This window comes from Georgenia satyanarayanai (genome assembly GCF_900116375.1).
In the GTDB taxonomy this organism is placed as follows: Bacteria; Actinomycetota; Actinomycetes; order Actinomycetales; family Actinomycetaceae; genus Oceanitalea; species Oceanitalea nanhaiensis.
This window is the reverse complement of record NZ_UETB01000011.1, coordinates 1-14221: the sequence shown is the minus strand read 5'-3', so window position 1 is coordinate 14221 and position 14221 is coordinate 1. Positions and strand designations below refer to the sequence as shown.

Sequence of the window (14221 nt, the reverse complement as noted above, 5' to 3'; positions counted from 1 at the left end):
CGCTCAGCGCAGGCGCCGCACCGCGAGCTCGACGATGTCGGCCGTCCGCTCCCGGAGGGGGAAGTCGGCGAGCGGCACCCAGCGCGCGAAGTCGGTCGTCCCGCCCACCTCGGTGGTGCCCAGCCGCCCGCCGACGACGCGGGCGTGGAAGAGGAGCCGCTGGGACCGGTAGGGGCGGGCGAAGGGCCCACCGGCCGGTGCCGTGTGGTGGTCGATCGCCAGGAGCTGTCCGAGCTCGACGTCGTAGCCGGTCTCCTCGTACGCCTCGCGCACCACCGCGTCCTCGACGGCCTCGTCGTACTCGACGCCGCCGCCCGGGAGCGACCAGCTCGGCCGTCCGCCGTCCCCGCCGTTGAACCAGGTCAGCAGGATCTCGTCGGCCTCGTTGACGAGGACCGCGTAGGCGGCCAGGCGGGTGTCGTACTCGGTGAAGTGCACGCGGTGACTGTACGGCGCCCTCGCTGGGACCGTCTCGTGAGCAGGGCCGGCGAGGCCGCGGGCACTACCGGTGAGCGTGCTCGCGTGCCAGGGTGGGCGGATGGAGGCCACCGAGCCCGAGAGCCTGCGCGGACGCACCTTCCGCGGCCGGAGCCTGCGGGGGTCGCGCTTCGTCGGCTGCGACCTGAGCGGCGTCGTCGTGCGCGGCAGCGACGTGGCGGGGATGGAGGTCGACTCGCCGTGGCTGCTCGAGGAGGGTGGCACGCTCGTCGTCAACGGCGTCGACGTCGTGCCGCTGGTCGACGCCGCGCTCGACCGCCGCTTCCCCGGGCGTGAGCTGCGGAGGGCGACGGACCCGGAGGGGCTGCGCCGCGCGTGGACGGCCCTGGAGGGAACCTGGGCGGCCACCGTCGCGAGGGCGGCCGCGATGCCCGCCGGCACGGTCGACCGGGCGGTCGACGGCGAGTGGTCCGTCGCCCAGACCCTGCGGCACCTCGTCATGGTCACCGACCTGTGGCTCGGCAGGGCGGTCCTCGAGGAGGCCCAGCCTTTCCACCCCGTCGGCCTGCCGGACGACGACGACGGCGCTGGCACGGCCGCGTACGACGGCTCGGAGTTCTCCACCGGAACGCCCTCCCTCGAGGAGGTCCTCGGGGCGCGTGCCGACCGGCAGGCGCGGGTGCGCGCGTACCTCGACGGCGTCACCGCGACCGACCTCGCCGCACCGCGGAGGAACCCGCACGCCCCGGACCACGAGGAGACGGTGCTCTCGTGCCTGCGCACGGTCCTCGAGGAGGAGTGGGAGCACCACCGCTACGCCGTGCGGGACCTCGACGCGCTCGGCTGACTACGCCTCGCCGAGCAGCTCGGCGACCACCGGCGACTTGGCCTGCGTGTAGTCGTCCCAGCCCTGGGACTCCCGCGCGGCGGCCTCCTTGACCCGGAGGTAGCGCCCGCGCGCGTCGGCATCGCGTCGCAGCAGGTCCCGGAAGGCGAGCCGCCTGGTCCACGGCCGACCACCGTGCTCGACGACGTGGACGACGTAGTCGCGCGAGCGCCGGTCGGGGGCACTGAGCCAGCAGTGGTGGGCCCGTTCGCCCTCGAGGTCGAGGCCCGCCGCCCGGAGCCGGTGCGCCGCCTCCACCACGTCCGCGGCGTCCACCCCCACGAGGACGTCGACGACGTCCTTGGCCGGCAGGCCGGGCACCGCGGTGGAGCCGATGTGCTCGACGTGGGCGCCGGGGAGCAGCACCGCGAGGCGGCCGGCCATCCCGGTGTACCGCAGGTGCCACTCCTCGTGCCGGCTCGGCACCAGCCGCACCGTCTGCTGCTCGTCCACGCGGCAATCCTCGCACCTCGCCCGCCGGTCCCCTCCCGGCAGCGAGGCGTCCGCGCGGCGCGGGCCGCCAACCGGCCGAGGAGTGAGACGAAGCGTTCCGGCATACCGGACTGTGGGACGGCCCGGTCCCGGCCGTTGTCGCCCACCACGCCCGCTCCTAGCGTCGAGCCGTCCACCCCTGAGGAGTCCCCATGAGCATCACCGCCGTCCGTGAGCACCCCGCCCACGCCGTCGAGCTGGCCGGCGTCGCCCGCACCTTCGCGCCGCGGCGCGCGGGCCAGGCGCCCCGCACGGTCCTCACCGGGATCGACCTGGCTGTCGGTGCGGGGGAGATCGTCGCCCTCCTCGGCGCCTCCGGCTGCGGGAAGTCCACGCTGCTGCGCCAGGTGTGCGGCCTGGACTCCCCCACGGACGGCCGGATCACCATCGCCGGCGAGCCGGTCCGCGGGGCGGACCCGCGCTGCGCCTTCGCCTTCCAGGAGCCCCGCCTGCTGCCCTGGCGCAGCCTGCGCCAGAACGTGGCCCTGGGGCTGCCCCGGGGCACCGACCGGGCGACGGGGGCCGAGCGGGTGGCCGAGCTCCTCGCCCTCGTCGGTCTCGGCGACCGCGCCGAGGACCGCCCGCGCCAGGTGTCCGGCGGGATGGCCCAGCGCGCCTCCCTGGCCCGTGCCCTCGCGCGCCGTCCCGGGGTGCTGCTCCTCGACGAGCCGTTCGGCGCCCTGGACGCCCTCACCCGCCTCAACATGCAGGACCTGCTCCTCGAGCTCCACGCCGCCGAGCCCACCACCGTGCTCCTCGTGACCCACGACGTGGAGGAGGCCCTCTACCTGGCCGACCGCGTCGTCCTCCTCGGGCCGGGCCCGGGCGGGGCGAGCACGGTCCAGACCGTCGTCGACGTCCCCGGCGCCCGTCCGCGCGACCGCGCCGACGCCGAGCTCGCCCGGCTGCGCGCCGAGCTGCTCGACGGCCTCGGCGTCGACACCCACCACGCCTGAGCCCACCCCACCCGGAAGGCACGCCCATGACCCGCACCCCCACGTACGCCGCGCTCACCGCCGTCGGCGCTCTCCTCCTGTCCGGCTGCGTGGCCGGCGAGGGCTCCGCCGTCGCCGACGACGACGGCGGGGAGGGCGCCTGGAGCGCCGACACCCTCACCGTCGACTTCGCCACCTACAACCCGCTGAGCCTCATCGTCCGCGAGCAGGGCTGGCTCGAGGCCACCCTGGGCCCGGACGTCACGGTCGAGTGGGTGCAGTCCGCCGGCTCGAACAAGGCCAACGAGCTGCTGCGCTCGGGTGCCGTGGACGTGGGCTCGACGGCCGGCTCGGCCGCGCTGCTCGCCCGGGCGAACGGCGCCCCGATCCACACGATCGCGCTCTACGACCAGCCGGAGTGGTCGGCGATCGTCGTCCCCGAGGGCTCGGACATCGACTCGGTGGAGGACCTGGCCGGCCGCTCGGTCGCGGCCACCCGCGGCACCGACCCCTACTTCTTCCTCGTCCAGAGCCTGGAGGAGCACGGCGTCGACATCGACGACGTCGAGGTGCAGAACCTCCAGCACGCCGACGGCCGCGTGGCCCTGGAGAACGGCTCCGTCGACGCGTGGGCGGGCCTGGACCCGATCATGGCGGACACGGAGATCAACGCCGGTTCGCAGCTGATCTACCGGAACGTCGACTTCAACACCTACGGCTTCCTCAACGCCACGGAGGACTTCCTCAGCGAGTCCCCGGACCTCGCGCAGGTCGTCGTCGACGCCTACGAGAAGGCGCGCGAGTGGGCGGCGGAGAACCCCGAGGAGACGGTCGAGATCCTCGCCGAGGTGGCGGGCATCGAGCCGGCGGTCGCCGAGAAGGTGGTCCTCGAGCGCACGAACCTCGGCATCGACGCCGTCCCCGGCGACGCGCAGCGCGCCGTCCTCGAGGTGGTCGGGCCGATCTTCGTCGAGACCCGCGACGTGTCGACCCAGGAGGAGATCGACGAGGCGCTCGAGACACTCATCGACGACACGTGGGCGCGCGCGGCCGATGCCACGACCATCACCGAGGGCGGGTCCTGACATGGCCGCCCTCACCCTCCCGCGGGCCACCACGCCCCACGACGCAGAGACGGCGGCGGAGCCCACCCCCGCGGAAAGGGCACCCTCACGCTGGCGCCCCCTCGCCGTCGTCGCCGTCCCGCTCGTGATCCTCGGCCTGTGGCACCTCCTCACCGCCGTCACCGGCGTCTTCGCCTCCTACCAGCTGCCCTCGCCCGCGGCGGTGTGGGCGGCGGGGACGGAGCTCGCGGCCGACGGGACGCTGTGGACGCACGTGGCGATCTCGACCCAGCGGGTGCTCCTCGGGTTCGCCGTCGGGGCGGTGGCCGGGCTGGCCGTGGGGGCCCTGGTCGGCCTGTCCCGCTGGGCCGACACGCTGCTGGCGGGGACCGTCGGCGCGGTCCGCGCCGTCCCGTCGCTGGCGTGGGTGCCGCTCCTCATCCTGTGGCTCGGCATCAACGAGGACTCCAAGGTCACCCTCATCGCCATCGGTGCGTTCTTCCCCGTGTACACCACGGTGGCCTCCGCGCTGCGGCACGTCGACCCGCACCTCGTCGAGGTGGGACGCGCCTACGGGTACCGCGGCGTCGGCCTGCTCACGCGGGTACAGCTGCCCGCGGTGACGCCGTCGGTGGCCGCCGGGCTGCGCCTGGCGCTGGCACAGGCGTGGCTCTTCCTCGTCGCCGCCGAGCTCATCGCGTCCTCGATGGGCCTGGGCTTCCTCCTCACCGACTCGCAGAACAACGGCCGGGTCGACCGGATCCTCCTCGCGATCATCGCGCTGGCGGTGCTCGGCAAGGTGACCGACAGCCTGCTCGGGCTCGTCGAGCGGCGCCTGGCGAGCCGCTGGTAGTGGCCCGGCGCCGACGGCGCCGGGCCACCCGGCTCAGCCCGCGCTCTCGCGCGCGGCGGGCTCGATCACCGTGCCGGGCCCGGGGAAGAACAGCGACTCCTCGCCGGTTCGCGTCCAGCGCACGACGTACGGGGGACCCCCGTCCTGGCCCTGCACGTCGACCACCTCCCCGTCCCGGTCCGCTCCGCGCTGGGAGCGGACGACGACACGGTCCCCAGGAGCAGCGGACATGGCTCTCACCTCCCTCCTCGTGAGCGGGCCGGCCACCTCGCCGGTCCTGGTCCCATCGTGGCCCGGCCGACGCCCGACGGGAAGACCCCACCTCAGGCCTCGAGCCTCCCGGCGACCCGCTGGACCGTGAGCCAGGTGCGGACGGTCACCTCCTTGCCGTACGTCCGGCCCACCCACGCCATGAAGTCCGGGGTCCTTCCCGGGTCGCTGTTGTCGATGACGGCGAGGAACGCGCGGGCGACGGCGTCGTAGCCGACGACGCGCGTGCGGGGGTCGGGGTCCTCCGGCAGGACCACGGGGGCGGCGGGCCGGTTCTTGAGGAAGACGACCGTGAGGTAGCTGCCCCGCCCGTGGGTGAGGCCCGGGAACGGGTCGGAGTCCAGGAGGGCGCGCAGCTCGTCGCCGGTCCGCACGAGCGTCCCTCCGGGGATGCCGAGCCTCTCGTGCAGGGCGTCCTGGATGCGCTCCTCCAGGGCGGCGGTGTCCTGCGCGGGGGCGTGGAACACGATGTTCCCGCTCGCCAGGACGGAGGCGACCCGCTCGAGGCCGAGCTCCTCGAAGACCGCGCGCAGCCGCTCGTTCCTCATCGCCGGGTTGGACGGCATGATGCCGCGCAGGAGGGCCGCGTAGCCGGTCACCACGCCAGGTCCTCGATCGCGATCCCGAGGCCGACTCCGACGGTGATGTCGAAGTCGAGCACCTCCGTCCCGCGTCGCACGCCGTCGCGGTAGGTGACCGCGACGCCGTCGACGACAACGGTTCCCTCGGACGCACCACGGACCTCGACGAGGAGCTGGTCGTCAGGGGTGAGAGGGCCAGCCGGCTCACGCACCGAGAGGCAGCCCTCGGCGACCATCTCGCTGTCACCGGCGCCCACGCCGCCCTTGTCCCCCGTACCGACGCACACCACGGCGGCTACCGTGGCGTCCACGCTGCCGGGGACCACGAGCGGGCGCACCTCGAGGATCTCGAGGCCGCGCGGCGGGTGACCGAGGCCGAAGTACCTCGCTTCGCCCACCTCGGTCACGGCACCGAGTCCCGCACCGTAGCCCTCGAAGGCACGCGGGTGGCTCCACCACCACAGCGCGGCACCGAGGATGAGCGCGACCACCGGCAGCAGGACGAGGAAGCGCCGCCACGCCCGGCCGGTCCGCCACGGTGCGGGCCGCTCCGCCGTCGTCGTCACGGCGTCGTCCCGGGAGGCCCGACCTCGACGGTAGCGTGCATCCCCGACCACTGCGTCCCCCGCTGCGCACCCGTGCGGTAGAAAACGTCGAGCCCGTCGATGACGATCTCACCCTCCCGCTGCGGGACGACCTCGACGACGATCTGGTCGAGTGGCTCGAGCGGGCCGGTGGGCTCGCGCAGCGACGCGCAGATGTCGTCGACGTGGTCGTAGGCGTTGCCCACCGCCAGGTGGGGGTCGGCGATACGGCAGACGTGGACCGTCACCTGGGCCGAGGTGTCGTCGGAGACGACCCTGGGGCGCACGTCGACGAGGTCGACCCGGGAGTCCTGGGGAGCGTGGTCGAGCCCCATGAACACCGAGCGCCCGGGCTCACCCAGCATGGACATGCTGTTGCCCGGCCCCAGGAACGCCCGCGGGTGGCTCCACCACCACAGCGCGGCACCGAGGACGAGCGCGACCACCGGCAGCACGACGAGGAGACGTCGCCGTGCCCGCCCTGAGCGCACGGGGTCGCGGCTCTCCGCCGTCGTCGTCATGGCCGCACAGTAGACCCGTCACCCCGTGGTCATCCGGTGAACGGTGCCACGGGGGCTGACGGACCCGGGCCGCCGCACTACGGTCCCGGTATGGCGATGACCCTGAGCATGGTGACCTTCGACACGACCGACGCCGACTCCCTGGCCACCTGGTGGGCGGAGCAGACCGGCGGTGAGGTGGTCGAGCGCAACGACGGCTGGTTCGTCATGGTGGCGGGCGGCTCGCTGCCGGTGCTGCTGGCTTTCCAGAAGATCGAGGACCCCACCCCGGGGAAGAACCGCATCCACCTCGACCTCACCGCCGAGGACCTCGACGCCGAGGTGGACCGGTTGCTCGGGGCCGGAGCCACCCTCGTGGCGCGGCGAGGCGACGAGAGCTTTCGCTGGGTGACGCTGGCCGACCCGCAGGGCAACCAGTTCTGCGTGGCCGCCGCCGACCACGTGTGAGGGCCTACGCCACGGTCCCGTAGCCGACGAGCCACGTCGGCTCCACCCGGAACATCCGCACGTCGGCGCCCCACGTTGTCGGGTCGGGGCCGTAGTGGGCGGTCCAGTGCTCGATGGTCTCCGTCCACAGCGGGTCGGCCGGCGTCAGGCGGACCGCGCGGCCGTGGCAGAAGACGCCGAGCCGTTCCCCGTCCACGTGCGCGGCACTGACCGCGGGTCGTGCCGCCAGGTGCGTGGCCTTCGCGGCACGGCCGTCCGTCCCGAAGGTCCAGCTGCCGTGGAGGAGGTGGCCGTCGACGGCGCTCAGCCGCGGCTCCCCGGCCGCCGTCACGGTGGCGAGAGTGAGCACCTTCATCCCGACGAGCTCGGCGAGCACCTGCTCGGCGGTGAGCCGGCGTGGCCCGCTGACGATCTCCCGCAGGTGGCTCGTGCTACGGGCGTAGGACGCGTCCATGAGCGCCTGCATCGCGGCGACCTCGTCGGCGGTCTCCCTCATCGGTGACTCCTCTCCGTGGTGGCACGGAGGGTAGCGCGCGCTACCGGCTGTCGTCAGCGCTCTCGGTCACGCGCCCGCCGCCGGCACGACGGCCCACACGTGCTTGACGCCGTCGTCCGGGCCGGGGTACCACCCCCAGGCGGTGGTCACGGTGTCGAGGATGCGCAGGCCGTAGCCGCCGGGGCGCCCGTCGTCGCGTGCGCGGTGCCCCGGCGGGGTGCGCCAGTTCCCGTCCCTCACGTCGAGGAGCCAGCCCCCGTTCGCGGCGTGGAGGGACACGGTGACCGGCTGGGACCCGTACTTCAGGGCGTTGGTGGCCAGCTCGGAGAGGACCAGCAGGAGCCGCTGCGCCGCCTCCTCACGCGGTGCCGGGTGCAGCGCCGCGGTGGCCGAGCGTCGCAGTACACCGAGCTCCCGGGCGTCCGTGAGCGTCCAGGATCCAAGTGAGGGACCCGCGTCCGCTGGCGGGGTCGCCGTCGGGCGCGGGCCGTGGGGGTCGGCCATGTGCACCCCTTGTCTGAGGCGGTCATCGGTCCGGCGTCCGCCGGCCGGGCCGTGCCCGCGACACGCTACGTCAGGGACGCCGTCCCCGCGCGCCGCAGGTCAGTGCGTCAGCGGTGGCGCCAGCTCGAGAGCCGGGTCGAGGACGTCGAGGAGGAGCTGCAGTGAGGGGCAGGGACCGTGGAGCACGAGCTCGCTACCGAGGCCGTCCAGCGTCCTGCGCGTGGCCAGCAGCCGGTTGAGCCCGGACACGTCGCAGAAGGTCACCCCGCTGAGGTCCAGGGCGATTCGGGTCGCGCCCTCGGCGATGAGCGGGCTCAGAGCCGCCTCGAGGACCGGGACCGTCGAGAGGTCGATCTCGCCGACGACGGCGAGGCGCACCTCCGCGTCCGCGGGGTCGCTCATGGGACGGACGTCGAGGGCGGGTCCATCGGCGCGCGGGAGTCCGCGAGGATCGAGTGCCACGGTGAGGACCTCCGGCAGGGCGACGACGAGGGGCCCACGGGAGGTCGACCGTACCCGTGGCAGCGCTGCGCTGTGGCTATGGTCCTAACCACGGCCCAGCGTAGGGCCGGAGCCCGGCGCCGTCCACCCTGCGATCCCCGCCGCGCGCGTCCCATCCGTGCGACGATGGCAGGGTCGGAGACCCTTCGAGCACGCCACGTCGCGGTGTGCCGCCTTCGCTGTACGTGAGTGCGGGACTCTGTCTCCCGAGATTGCCCAGTGATGGCCGTGACCGACGTGTCCGCCCGCCAGAACATCGCCGACAGCCTGCAGGACCTCCTGCTCGCCACCGAGGACGTGGAGAACTTCCTCAAGCAGCTCGTCGACGTCGCCGCCGCCACGATCCCGGCCGAGGTCTCCGCCGGCATCACCCTCGCGCGCGACGGTCACCCGATGACGGTGGCCAGCAGCGACGCGGACGCGGCCCGCTACGACGAGGTCCAGTACGGCCACGACGAGGGACCGTGCCTGGCCTCGATGCGGACCGGCGAGGTGCTCGTCATCGAGGACCTCGCGCAGGACGAGCGGTTCGGCGACTACCGCGCGCACGCTCTCGCCCTGGGGGTGCGGTCGGCGCTGTCGCTGCCGCTGCACGGCGGGGAGGATGCGGTGGGCGCCCTCAACCTCTACGCCAACCACACTCATGCCTTCGGGGCTCAGCAGCTCGAGGTGGGGCGGCGCTTCGCCGACGAGGCGTCGCGCGCGCTGACCATGGCGGTGCGGCTCGCCCGGCACGCGGAGCTCAGCGCCCAGCTTCAGGCGGCGCTGACCTCCCGGGCGGTCATCGACCAGGCCATCGGCGTCGTCATGGGGCAGAACCGCTGCGACGCCGAGGAGGCCTTCGCGATCCTGCGGACCGCCTCGCAGCACCGCAACGTCAAGCTCCGCACCGTCGCCCAGGAGATCGTCACCGCCGTGAGCCGCGGATCGTCCGGCAAGGGCTGACGCCGGGACCTACCGCCGTCCGGCGAGCGTCTCGCGCGCGCCGAGCCAGGCGAGCCCGGCGAGGAGCGTGATGGCGCCCGAGACCGCGAACGCGACGTCGTAGCCGAAGCGGTCCGCGAGCGCGCCGGCGAGCACCGGACCGAGGATCGCCCCGGCGTCCTGGGCCATCTGGAAGCCGGCAAGCACCTTCCCGCCGCTGCGCTCGTTGCCGACGACGTCGGCCACCGTGGCCTGCTGGGCCGGGTTGAGCAGGCCGGCGCCGACACCCGCGAGTGCGGAGACGACGAGCACGACGACGATGTTTCCCGACAGCCCGAGGACGGCGGTGAAGACGCCGTTGACGACGAGGCCGGCCATGACGAGCGGACGGCGGCCTCTGACATCGGCCTGGCGGCCGGCGACGTTGAGCGCCAGGGCGTTGCCGACCGCGAAGACGGCCAGCGCCGCGCCGGCTGCCCACGGGCCGGCGTCCAGCGCCGCCGCCGCGAAGAGCGGCAGCAGCGCGACGCGCACCCCGAAGTTCGACCAGCCGTTGGCGAAGCCCGACACGAGCGCGGCCCGGAAGGCGCTGTCGCGCAGCGCCTCCCCGAAGAGCATCGGCGGCTGCGCCGGCGCGTCGCCGGTCCTGGCCGCGCCCCGCGCGCCCGTCTCGGGCAGCAGCCGCCACACGACCCCGGCGGCGAGGACGAGCGCGACGGCGTACACCACGAAGGGCACCCGCAGCCCGAGCTCGGCGAGGAGCCCGCCGACCACCGGGCCGCCGATGTTGCCGAGGAGGAAGGCCGTCGCGTACAGCGAGGACGCGCGCCCGCGCGCCGTCGGCGGGGCGAGCCGGACGATGAGGCCCATCGCCGAGACGGTGAACATGGTCGACCCGATGCCGCCGAGCCCGCGGAAGATGAGCAGCTGGACGTAGTCCTGCGCCAACGCGGTCGCCACGCTGGAGAGCGCGACGACGAGCAGCCCCGAGAGGTAGATGCGCCGCTCCCCGAGACGGGCGATGAGGGCGCCGCCCGCCGGCGCGAAGAGCAGCCGGCACAGCGAGAAGGCGGAGACGACGAAGGAGGCGGCCGCGACGGACACGTCGAACGAGCGCGCGAACTGCGGCAGGACCGGAGCGACGAGGCCGTAGCCGAGGGCGATGAGGAGGGCGGCGCCCGCGAGCACCCAGATCTCGCGGGGCAGGGCGGGGCGAGGTGAGGTCTGTGGGGACATGTCCCCGCCAGTATCGCCCCGGGCTCAGACGCCCGGTGCGCGGCCCTCGGGCTGGGTGGGTTCGGTGCGCAGCGGGGCGGGGTCGCGCAGCGGGACCGTCACCGGCTTCCCCCCGACCTCGTGCCGCACGCCGTCGACGACGACGGCGACCGGCGCGGGACCGTCCAGGACGCTGAGGGTGGTGCCGCCCGTCGTCGTCTCCACCCGCAGGAGCGACCCGCGCCAGGTGACGTGGAAGCAGGTGCGGGTCAGGCGCGCTGGCAGGAGCGGGGCGAGCTCGAGCTCCTCCCCGATCTCACGCAGGCCACCGAGGCCGGCGGCGAGCGCGAGCCACGAGCCGCCCATCGAGGCCAGGTGGAGGCCCTCGGCGGTGTCCTCCTGGATGTCCCGGAGGTCCACGAGGGCGGCCTCGCGCAGGTAGCTCAGGGCGAGGTCCGGGTGCTCGGCCACCGCGCAGGCGACGGCCTGGGCGGACGCGGACAGCGAGGAGTCGCGCACCGTGCGGGCCTCGTAGTACTCGAGGTCCGCGGCGGCCTCCTCGTCGGTGAAGTCCTCGCGGCACCACCACAGCGCCAGCTCGAGGTCGGCCTGCTTGACCACCTGGCGGCGGTAGAACTTTGCGTAGTGGTGGTGCTTCTCCACCGGGTAGGAGTCGCGCTTGTCGGCGAAGCGCCACTCCCGGTAGGTGGTGAACCCCGCGTTGGCCGGATGGACGCCGCGGTGCTCGTCCCACGGGACGTGCACGGCATCGGCGGCGGCGCGCCAGGAGCGCACCTCCTCCTCGGTGACGCCGAGCTCGCGCGCCCGCTCGGGGGCGGACTCGCAGGCCTCGGCGGCGCGGATGAGGTTGCGGCGGGCCATGAGGTTGGTGAAGACGTTGTCGTCGACGACGCCGGTGTACTCGTCCGGTCCGGTCACCCCGAGGAGGTGCCAGCCGCCGTCGGCGCCCTCGTGCCCGATCGACATCCACAGGCGCGCGGTCTCGACGAGCACCTCCCGGCCGCCCACCTCGTCCAGCGACCGCCCGGTGACGTTGGAGTGCACCCAGAACGCGCGCGAGACCGCGGCGTTGACGTGGACGGCGGCGGTGCTCGCCGGCCAGTAGGCGGAGGTCTCGTGACCGTCGATCGTGCGCCACGCGAAGGTGGCACCCTGCCAGTCGAGGACGGCCGCACGCTGCCGGGCGGCGTCGAGCGTGGAGGCGCGCCAGCGGAGCACCTCCGCGGCGGCGTCCGGCACGAGCAGCGAGAGGACCGGCAGCACGAAGCCCTCGATGTCCCAGAAGGTGTGCCCGTTGTAGCCGGCGCCGGTGAGGCCCTTGGCTCCCACGGGTGCGTGGGAGATCCGCGCCGAGGAGCAGTGCAGCTGGAACAGGTCGTACCGCAGCGCCTGCTGGAGCTCGGGGTCCCCGTCCACCTCGACGTCGGCCCTGGCCCAGAAGTCGTCCAGGGCGCGGCGCTGCCCGGTGAGCAGGCCGTCCCAGCCCAGCTCCTCACCGGCGCGGACGGCGGCCACCGCCCGCTCGACGAGGGAGTCGGCCGGCATGTCGTGGGCCCACGTGTACCCCACGGTCTTGGTGAGCCGCAGGTCCCGGCCTGGTGCGAGGTCCGCGACGACCGTCATGACGACCCGGTCCTCGCCCGCCTCGGACTCGACCGTCGTGGCGCCGTCGACGTCGTGCTCCACGGCCGCGGCGACGCCGATCCCGGTGCGGCGGGTGCGCAGCGCGAGGCTCCCGCCGCGCTCGGCGGCCTGCGCCGTGAGCACCTCGAACGGGTGCTCGAGGGCCTCGGAGACGCGGGGGTCGTCGCTGTGGATCTCCGGAGGACACGTCCCGAGGGTGAGCTCGGAGCGCACGACGACGTGGGCCGGCCCGTCCAGCGCACGCAGCTCGTACCGGACGGCGAGGACTGAGCGCTCGGTGAGGGAGACGAGCCGGCGGGTGCGCAGCTCGAGCGTCGTCCCCGACGGCGCTCGCCACCGCAGCACGCGGTCGAGGGTGCCGGCGCGCAGGTCGAGACGGCGCTCGTGCACCTCGGGCTCGATCTCCCGGACGTCGAGCGCGGCGCCGTCGACGGTGAGCCGCAGCGGGGTGCCGTCGGCGACGGCGACGATCGCCTGCCCCTCCTCCGGGTGCCCGTAGCCGCCCTCGGGGTAGGCGAGGGGGTGGGTCTCGAAGACCCCCGAGAGGAAGGAGGCCCGCGAGACGCACGGGTCGGCCTCGTCGAGCGTGCCCCGCACCCCGAGGTACCCGTTGGACAGGCTGAACAGCGCCTCGGCGGCGCCGAACCTCTCCGGGTCCACGCGCGGTTCGCGGACCTCCCACGGGTGGACCTCGAGGTGCGGCGCGGTCACGGGGTCGGCATGCCGCCGGTGACGGCGAGCGTCTCCCCGATGACGTAGCTCGACTCCGCCGAGGCGAGGAAGACGTAGGCGGGAGCGAGCTCCGTCGGCTGGCCGGCGCGGCCGAGCGGTGTGCTCTTGCCGAACTCGGGCAGGTCCTCGGTCGGCTGGCCGTGGGAGGGCTGCAGCGGCGTCCAGATCGGCCCCGGCGCCACCGCGTTGACGCGGATGCCCTTGGGGGCGAGCTCCTGGGCCAGCCCCTTGGAGAACGTGTTGATCGCCGCCTTCGTCGAGGCGTAGTCGATGAGCGGCGGCGGCGGCTGGTAGGCCACGACCGAGGTCGTGTTGATGATCGTGGAGCCGGGCTGCAGGTGTCGCAGCGCCGCCTTCGTCACCCGGAACATCGCGAGGATGTTGGCCTCGAAGGTCTCCACGATCTGCTCGTCCGGGGTCTCCTCCAGACTCTCGTTGGCGACCTGCTTGGCCGCGTTGTTGACGAGGATGTCGAGGCCACCGAGCTCGCTGACCGTGCGCTCGACGATGTCGCTGCACACGGTCGCCTCGGTGAGGTCCCCGGGGATGAGGACCGCGGTGCGGCCGCTGTCGGTGATGATGCGGGCGACGTGCTGCGCGTCCTCCTCCTCGTCGGGGAGGTAGTTGATCGCGACGTCTGCGCCCTCGCGGGCGAACGCGACCGCCACGGCCGCACCGATGCCGGAGTCACCGCCGGTGACGAGGGCCTTGCGCCCCACCAGCCGGCCGGTGCCGCGGTAGGAGTGCTCACCGATGTCCGGCTGCGGCGTCATGTCGGCCTGCAGGCCCGGCTCCGGCTGCTCCTGCTCCGGAGGCGTGACCTCCGGGTAGCGGGTGACGGGGTTCTGGAAGGTGAGCTGGTCGGTGCGGGTGGTGTCGGCGTCCTCGGAGGCCATGGGTGTCTCCTTCGCTGCGTCTGACGTGGCCCGTCCAAGTCTGCGGAGGGGGCGGCGAGGTCGCATCCGGTGGACGGCCGACGCCGCCCCGGGGCCGTCGGCGGTCCCGGGGCGGGGCTCGAATGATGCTCCTATGGTCTGTCAAGCGGCGAGGAGCCATTGGCGGTAGCGGTGGGCGAGGTCGTCGTCGCGGCGTTTGCCGCGCTCGATGGTGGAG

The 14221-nt window shown here is 74.0% G+C and carries 18 protein-coding genes; 6 read left to right on the top strand and 12 right to left on the bottom strand.

From position 1 onward, the window contains the following. Positions 1-3: 3 nt before the first annotated feature. On the bottom strand, positions 4-438 hold the full coding sequence (locus tag DSZ44_RS13265) for an NUDIX hydrolase (protein WP_110853118.1): 435 nt from the start codon (positions 436-438) through the stop codon (positions 4-6). Between the two features lie 100 nt (positions 439-538). Between DSZ44_RS13265 and DSZ44_RS13260 the strand changes: the two genes are divergently transcribed. Next, a complete protein-coding gene (locus DSZ44_RS13260; protein WP_110853117.1) occupies positions 539-1285 on the top strand; it encodes a DinB family protein in 747 nt (248 codons plus the stop codon). Here the strand turns inward: DSZ44_RS13260 and DSZ44_RS13255 are convergent, their stop codons facing one another. Next, positions 1286-1777: a GrpB family protein gene (locus tag DSZ44_RS13255; protein WP_181424643.1), complete on the bottom strand. Its 492-nt coding sequence runs from the start codon at positions 1775-1777 to the stop codon at positions 1286-1288. It abuts the gene before it with no gap. A gap of 191 nt (positions 1778-1968) precedes the next feature. Here DSZ44_RS13255 and DSZ44_RS13250 point away from each other — a divergent pair, with 191 nt between their 5' ends. Genes DSZ44_RS13250 through DSZ44_RS13240 form a run of 3 tightly spaced genes read left to right on the top strand, consistent with a single transcriptional unit; the run spans position 1969 to position 4668 of the window. Then, positions 1969-2772, top strand: a complete 804-nt coding sequence (locus DSZ44_RS13250; RefSeq protein ID WP_110853115.1) for an ABC transporter ATP-binding protein — start codon at positions 1969-1971, stop codon at positions 2770-2772. 26 nt (positions 2773-2798) lie between these two features. After that, complete coding sequence (locus DSZ44_RS13245) at positions 2799-3836, top strand: aliphatic sulfonate ABC transporter substrate-binding protein (RefSeq protein ID WP_110853114.1); 1038 nt, start codon at positions 2799-2801, stop codon at positions 3834-3836. 1 nt (position 3837) lies between these two features. Beyond that, positions 3838-4668, top strand: a complete 831-nt coding sequence (locus DSZ44_RS13240) for an ABC transporter permease (RefSeq protein ID WP_258369499.1) — start codon at positions 3838-3840, stop codon at positions 4666-4668. Between the two features lie 33 nt (positions 4669-4701). Here DSZ44_RS13240 and DSZ44_RS13235 read toward each other — a convergent pair whose 3' ends face one another. The 4 genes from DSZ44_RS13235 to DSZ44_RS13220 all read right to left on the bottom strand — a co-directional run bounded on the left by DSZ44_RS13235 (position 4702) and on the right by DSZ44_RS13220 (position 6624). Continuing rightward, positions 4702-4899: a DUF1918 domain-containing protein gene (locus DSZ44_RS13235; protein WP_110853112.1), complete on the bottom strand. Its 198-nt coding sequence runs from the start codon at positions 4897-4899 to the stop codon at positions 4702-4704. A gap of 92 nt (positions 4900-4991) precedes the next feature. Then, positions 4992-5540, bottom strand: coding sequence for a DUF1697 domain-containing protein (locus tag DSZ44_RS13230; protein WP_258369498.1), 549 nt, complete (start codon positions 5538-5540; stop codon positions 4992-4994). Further along, entirely contained in the window at positions 5534-6085 is a 552-nt protein-coding gene (locus DSZ44_RS13225; protein WP_110853111.1) for a hypothetical protein, read from the bottom strand. The genes DSZ44_RS13230 and DSZ44_RS13225 overlap by 7 nt, the downstream gene beginning before the upstream one ends. After that, a complete protein-coding gene (locus tag DSZ44_RS13220) occupies positions 6082-6624 on the bottom strand; it encodes a hypothetical protein (protein WP_110853110.1) in 543 nt (180 codons plus the stop codon). Before DSZ44_RS13220 ends, DSZ44_RS13225 begins: the two co-directional genes overlap by 4 nt. A gap of 90 nt (positions 6625-6714) precedes the next feature. On the opposite strand from DSZ44_RS13220, the gene DSZ44_RS13215 reads away from it, so the two are divergent. Then, positions 6715-7071 carry a VOC family protein gene (locus DSZ44_RS13215; protein ID WP_110853109.1) on the top strand — a complete coding sequence of 119 codons (357 nt, stop codon included), beginning with the start codon at positions 6715-6717 and terminating at the stop codon, positions 7069-7071. A 4-nt stretch (positions 7072-7075) separates the two neighbouring features. On the opposite strand, the gene DSZ44_RS13210 is transcribed toward DSZ44_RS13215, so the two are convergent. From DSZ44_RS13210 to DSZ44_RS13200, 3 genes are all read right to left on the bottom strand, one after another. Next, positions 7076-7567, bottom strand: coding sequence for a pyridoxamine 5'-phosphate oxidase family protein (locus tag DSZ44_RS13210; protein WP_110853108.1), 492 nt, complete (start codon positions 7565-7567; stop codon positions 7076-7078). Between the two features lie 66 nt (positions 7568-7633). Further along, positions 7634-8071 carry an ATP-binding protein gene (locus DSZ44_RS13205; RefSeq protein ID WP_110853107.1) on the bottom strand — a complete coding sequence of 146 codons (438 nt, stop codon included), beginning with the start codon at positions 8069-8071 and terminating at the stop codon, positions 7634-7636. A 99-nt stretch (positions 8072-8170) separates the two neighbouring features. Then, positions 8171-8473 (bottom strand): STAS domain-containing protein, encoded by a 303-nt coding sequence (locus DSZ44_RS13200; RefSeq protein ID WP_110853106.1) that lies wholly within the window; start codon positions 8471-8473, stop codon positions 8171-8173. A gap of 321 nt (positions 8474-8794) precedes the next feature. Between DSZ44_RS13200 and DSZ44_RS13195 the strand changes: the two genes are divergently transcribed. After that, positions 8795-9517 carry a GAF and ANTAR domain-containing protein gene (locus DSZ44_RS13195; protein ID WP_110853105.1) on the top strand — a complete coding sequence of 241 codons (723 nt, stop codon included), beginning with the start codon at positions 8795-8797 and terminating at the stop codon, positions 9515-9517. Positions 9518-9526: 9 nt separating this feature from the next. On the opposite strand, the gene DSZ44_RS13190 is transcribed toward DSZ44_RS13195, so the two are convergent. From DSZ44_RS13190 to DSZ44_RS13180, 3 genes are read right to left on the bottom strand one after another with little or no spacing between them, the layout of a single operon-like run. Continuing rightward, on the bottom strand, positions 9527-10732 hold the full coding sequence (locus tag DSZ44_RS13190) for an MFS transporter (RefSeq protein ID WP_110853104.1): 1206 nt from the start codon (positions 10730-10732) through the stop codon (positions 9527-9529). 24 nt (positions 10733-10756) lie between these two features. Beyond that, complete coding sequence (locus DSZ44_RS13185; protein ID WP_110853103.1) at positions 10757-13087, bottom strand: glycoside hydrolase family 65 protein; 2331 nt, start codon at positions 13085-13087, stop codon at positions 10757-10759. Continuing rightward, positions 13084-14004 (bottom strand): SDR family oxidoreductase, encoded by a 921-nt coding sequence (locus DSZ44_RS13180; RefSeq protein WP_110853102.1) that lies wholly within the window; start codon positions 14002-14004, stop codon positions 13084-13086. The genes DSZ44_RS13185 and DSZ44_RS13180 overlap by 4 nt, the downstream gene beginning before the upstream one ends. Positions 14005-14221: the final 217 nt, after the last annotated feature.

Excerpts from the sequence above, each read along its gene's own strand:
- DSZ44_RS13260 (WP_110853117.1), top strand. The coding sequence starts at position 539 with ATGGAGGCCACCGAGCCCGAGAGCCTGCGCGGACGCACCTTCCGCGGC.
- DSZ44_RS13250 (WP_110853115.1), top strand. The coding sequence starts at position 1,969 with ATGAGCATCACCGCCGTCCGTGAGCACCCCGCCCACGCCGTCGAGCTG.
- DSZ44_RS13245 (WP_110853114.1), top strand. The coding sequence starts at position 2,799 with ATGACCCGCACCCCCACGTACGCCGCGCTCACCGCCGTCGGCGCTCTC.
- DSZ44_RS13240 (WP_258369499.1), top strand. The coding sequence starts at position 3,838 with ATGGCCGCCCTCACCCTCCCGCGGGCCACCACGCCCCACGACGCAGAG.
- DSZ44_RS13235 (WP_110853112.1), bottom strand. The coding sequence starts at position 4,899 with ATGTCCGCTGCTCCTGGGGACCGTGTCGTCGTCCGCTCCCAGCGCGGA.
- DSZ44_RS13220 (WP_110853110.1), bottom strand. The coding sequence starts at position 6,624 with ATGACGACGACGGCGGAGAGCCGCGACCCCGTGCGCTCAGGGCGGGCA.
- DSZ44_RS13215 (WP_110853109.1), top strand. The coding sequence starts at position 6,715 with ATGGCGATGACCCTGAGCATGGTGACCTTCGACACGACCGACGCCGAC.
- DSZ44_RS13210 (WP_110853108.1), bottom strand. The coding sequence starts at position 7,567 with ATGAGGGAGACCGCCGACGAGGTCGCCGCGATGCAGGCGCTCATGGAC.
- DSZ44_RS13205 (WP_110853107.1), bottom strand. The coding sequence starts at position 8,071 with ATGGCCGACCCCCACGGCCCGCGCCCGACGGCGACCCCGCCAGCGGAC.
- DSZ44_RS13200 (WP_110853106.1), bottom strand. The coding sequence starts at position 8,473 with ATGAGCGACCCCGCGGACGCGGAGGTGCGCCTCGCCGTCGTCGGCGAG.
- DSZ44_RS13195 (WP_110853105.1), top strand. The coding sequence starts at position 8,795 with ATGGCCGTGACCGACGTGTCCGCCCGCCAGAACATCGCCGACAGCCTG.
- DSZ44_RS13190 (WP_110853104.1), bottom strand. The coding sequence starts at position 10,732 with ATGTCCCCACAGACCTCACCTCGCCCCGCCCTGCCCCGCGAGATCTGG.
- DSZ44_RS13180 (WP_110853102.1), bottom strand. The coding sequence starts at position 14,004 with ATGGCCTCCGAGGACGCCGACACCACCCGCACCGACCAGCTCACCTTC.